This window comes from Pectobacterium sp. HCp5_1 (genome assembly GCF_032905925.1).
GTDB classification, from domain to species: domain Bacteria; phylum Pseudomonadota; class Gammaproteobacteria; order Enterobacterales; family Enterobacteriaceae; genus Pectobacterium; species Pectobacterium brasiliense_A.
This window is the reverse complement of record NZ_JAUMIO010000071.1, coordinates 1-3,814: the sequence shown is the minus strand read 5'-3', so window position 1 is coordinate 3,814 and position 3,814 is coordinate 1. Positions and strand designations below refer to the sequence as shown.

Below are 3,814 nucleotides of genomic sequence, written 5' to 3'. Positions count from 1 at the left end.
TTGCTGCTATGATCGGCATCGCTCAGTCCGGTTGGTGGTTTGTGATGTTTGGCGATTGATCAGATCGCTCAACTCGGACTGAGTTCCCTTCAAGTGATCTACTATTTGGCGAAGCTATTTAGTCAATTACTAAACGCGATATGAAAAATCTACGGAGGGTAAACCTAAAACCCTTCAAAGCCGAAATGCCCCAGAACTTTGTGAATAGTTGGATGAAGTGTTGGCAAAAGAGTTTAATGGCCTTTTTTATTTACTATGCGGTATATGAATTGTTCTTGAATGTAAACAGTCATTATAATTCTCGAAAACCAAAGAAAATGATTCTTCACCGGGATAAATTTGGACTACTCTATTAGCTCTAAATATCTTAGTATCAAGAGGCCTCTTAGCGTAAGGGTTATGAAATATCATTAATCCATCAAGGATGGTTTCATCATACTCAGATGTTTTGCATATTACTTTTTTGGGGACTCCTTCAGGCGGTTTCGCCCAAGTAGAGTAGATTTCCCCAAGTGGGTTATTTTTATTAGATAATGCCAATAATTTTCCCCAAGTAGCATTGCAGCTAAATATTATAGCGCTGATATCTTCATATTGTTCATCGCAGAAAAAACCCAACGGAATTTCGGTTCCATTATCTTTTTTAACATAGTCGAGTTGTTGATTTGGTGGCCCCTCAGGGTATAATTCAGGATTGTCTAAAAACACGTCCTCATTCACATAATCATTGTATAACACTGCTCTTACTGCTCTGTCGTATTGTAAATTAAAATAAGGTTGTTCGAAGGGAGCTACTGCGATAACAAATGGTTTTCCTCTGACATGATCTAATTTAGAATAAATCTTATTATATTTTTTTTCTTTCTCTTTTATTGAGTTGCATAGTCTTATCATCGATTCTCTATTTAATTCGTTGAATCTTTTTAACTTCACTAACTCATCAGGGGAGTATTTTTTCTCCCATTCTGGTGTTTTATTTTTTGCAGCGTTCGCTGTTGTGGCTTCAATAATAATGTTTTGATTGATAATACTGAAGTCGGGTGAGGAGTAATTGAAGTCAACGTTTAATCCATATTCTTTCAGTACAGCGAAAAGATAAACCTCCCAAAAGGTTGAGTTAAATGTTGTTTGAAATTCTTTGATTAATTTTTTGTCTCGATCAACAAAACCACTAGCCCATTCATTGAATAATTTTTGTGCTGGTTTATTGTTTTTTATCAATACTCTTTTGAAATTTTCATGAAAATCTAATTTATCAACTACTGGTAGGAAAAAATTCATTATTTTCCCTTTTACTAAGTTTTTTTGAAAGTTGGGTATCGGTCAATAATGTTCTAATCATGATCTACCAATAACCCCAAACAATCGAGAGGCTGGATCAGTTACTTTACTCAATATATAAGACAGTACCAAAGCTAAAAATCCTATAACAGTCGCATAGTTTCCAATCATAGTCAGCACTCCCAGAATGTCAGTTATTAGATCTTGCCAACTTAATGGTAGTCCTCGTTCTAACCTTAACTATCCAACCTCTCGATTGGATGGGGTAGGACTCGGTTAAGCTAGCAAAAATAATATTAAGTGTCAATATTTTTTAGATTTTCGATGAGGTTTCCTACTGTATAAGGCGTCTTTTTTCTCTGTTTCTCGAATATTTTTTCTAACAATAAAATTACTTTTTCTTCCTTATCGCTAAATAAAGTTTTAATAGCATAAAATGTAGCATAGTTAATTTTACCTCCCTTTATATGTATCAGTCTACTTTTAGTCAAATGTTCTATTTTTTTTAAATTAGTTCAATTTTTCTATAAAATCAGTAGATAATGAGATGTACGGGTGTTTTTTTAAGACCAAATTTGATTTATTTAATATTGGTAATGCTTCTGTCTTTATGTTTATAAAAATACATTCTTTAAACTGACAATTATCAAAAGTGCTTTTTTTGAAAATTGTGCCATAGAATAGACATTTTTTAAACTCTGTGTTTTTAAATTTGATGCAATTAAAATTAACTCCATTAAAATCAGAGCATATAAATTTACTGCCATTAAATTTTGTTTTTTTAAAAATGGAACCTCGTAAGTTGGTATTTATAAAAATAATATTAGAGAAATTAATTTTAGAGCATATAGATTTTGAGTACACACCATTAATGAAATTACGTGTTATTATTCTTTTTCGCGATGGATATCGTGGCAATAATTTCAGCTTTGGTTTATCACTCGGTCTCCCAATTATACGGTTTTTTCTTAGTTGAATTTTTCTTTTTCTCAATTTTCGTTTTAATGATTTTTTAATACGCATCACTATGCCTAATTGAAAAACATCCCATCCTTGGGATTATACAGTCCTACATTTTAGAGGCAAACTCAAACGGCCTCACCATCCCGTTGTTGTTAGCATCCAGAAAATCAGCCCACCATTGCAACATGAGGCGGCGTTGTTCAAGGTGTTTGGCCTTGTGAGTGTAGGCAGCGCGAACGTTGTTCTTTTCCATGTGGCTCATCTGAAGTTCAACCACATCTTCAGGCCAGATACCCGATTCAATTAAGGCACTACACGCCAGCGTTCGGAAACCATGACCACACAGGTCGGTTTTGGTGTCATAGCCCATTTTGCGCAGTGCCTTGTTGATGGTGTTTTCGCTCATGGGTTTCATTGCATCATAACAGCCAGTCAGGATAAAGCCGTCATCACCGTTAACGTCATAGGTGAGATCTTTTAGCTCTTCCAAAATTGCCAGTGCTTGATCGCATAGAGGAACATAATGCTTCCTGCGCATTTTGGCACCACGGCCTGAATGCTTGATCCCTTTTATGGCTTCGCGCTGTTCAGGGATAACCCACAAAGCGCTTTTGAAATCGATCTCTGACCATCGGGCAAAGCGCAGTTCACTGGAACGAATGAATATCAGCAGATTGAGTTTGATCGCAAGTTGCGTCAATCTGCTACGACCTTTATAGGTTTCAATACGCTCCAGCAGGGTGGGTATCTCTTCCAGTTCAATAGCGGGGCGGTGTTCCGTCTGTGGCTTCTGAACTGCCCCTTCCAAATCGTAGGCCGGATTGAAACGGATCATCTTTTGCTGGACTGCATAACGCATAATGGCAGTAGCATACTGTTTTACCCGCATAGCGATTTCCAGATAACCCAGCTTCTCTATCTTTTTGATGGGAACCAGCAGATCGCCTGTATCCAGTTCAGCAATATCTTTTTCACCAATATCAGGGAACAGGTAAGTTTCGAGTCGTGTCCAAACAGAACGTTGATAATCTTCTGACCATGTGGTTTTGGTGGCAAACCAGCTTTTAGCGACGGTTTTGAAAGCGCGGGTGTTGTTCCGCTTTTCTTGAACGGACTTGTTGTCAGCCTGTTTTTTGGCGCTGGGTCTACTCCAGCCGCTAACAGCTTTTTTGCTTCATCTCGTCGTTGTCTGGCATCAGCCAGAGAAACAGCAGGGTAGACACCAATGGAAAACACTTTCTGTTTACCTTCGAAGCGATAACCTAACTGCCAGTATTTAGAACCGTTAGGATGTACCAGCAGGTAGAGGCCGAACCCGTCAGTGAGCTTAACCACCTTTTCTGATGGCTTGGCATTTTTTACTTTAGTATCAGTAAGTGACATGACGGCTCCCTCCGATTGCTGGTAAAAACGAAATCGAACCAGCTTTACCAGTATTTTTACCAGCAAAAGGGTCACGTATTCAATATGTAGATCAGGTCATTGCAGATAATGTTCACGTTCGATGAATGTGCCGATTATCTTGTCATGCATTTCCACTGATTTTGAGTACCCGATAGTTTTACGATTC

3 protein-coding genes and 1 pseudogene are annotated in these 3,814 nt (G+C 37.7%); all 4 read right to left on the bottom strand.

Features of this window, described 5'->3' with window-relative positions:
• Positions 1 to 246: 246 nt before the first annotated feature.
• Complete coding sequence (locus Q3A88_RS21645) at positions 247 to 1,281, bottom strand: hypothetical protein (RefSeq protein ID WP_317178639.1); 1,035 nt, start codon at positions 1,279 to 1,281, stop codon at positions 247 to 249.
• A gap of 510 nt (positions 1,282 to 1,791) precedes the next feature.
• On the bottom strand, positions 1,792 to 2,304 hold the full coding sequence (locus Q3A88_RS21930; protein WP_410522777.1) for a pentapeptide repeat-containing protein: 513 nt from the start codon (positions 2,302 to 2,304) through the stop codon (positions 1,792 to 1,794).
• A 46-nt stretch (positions 2,305 to 2,350) separates the two neighbouring features.
• A pseudogene (locus tag Q3A88_RS21640) lies at positions 2,351 to 3,627 on the bottom strand (tyrosine-type recombinase/integrase).
• A 96-nt stretch (positions 3,628 to 3,723) separates the two neighbouring features.
• On the bottom strand, positions 3,724 to 3,814 hold a 91-nt coding region (locus Q3A88_RS21635; protein WP_317178542.1), incomplete at its 5' end, for an IS1 family transposase.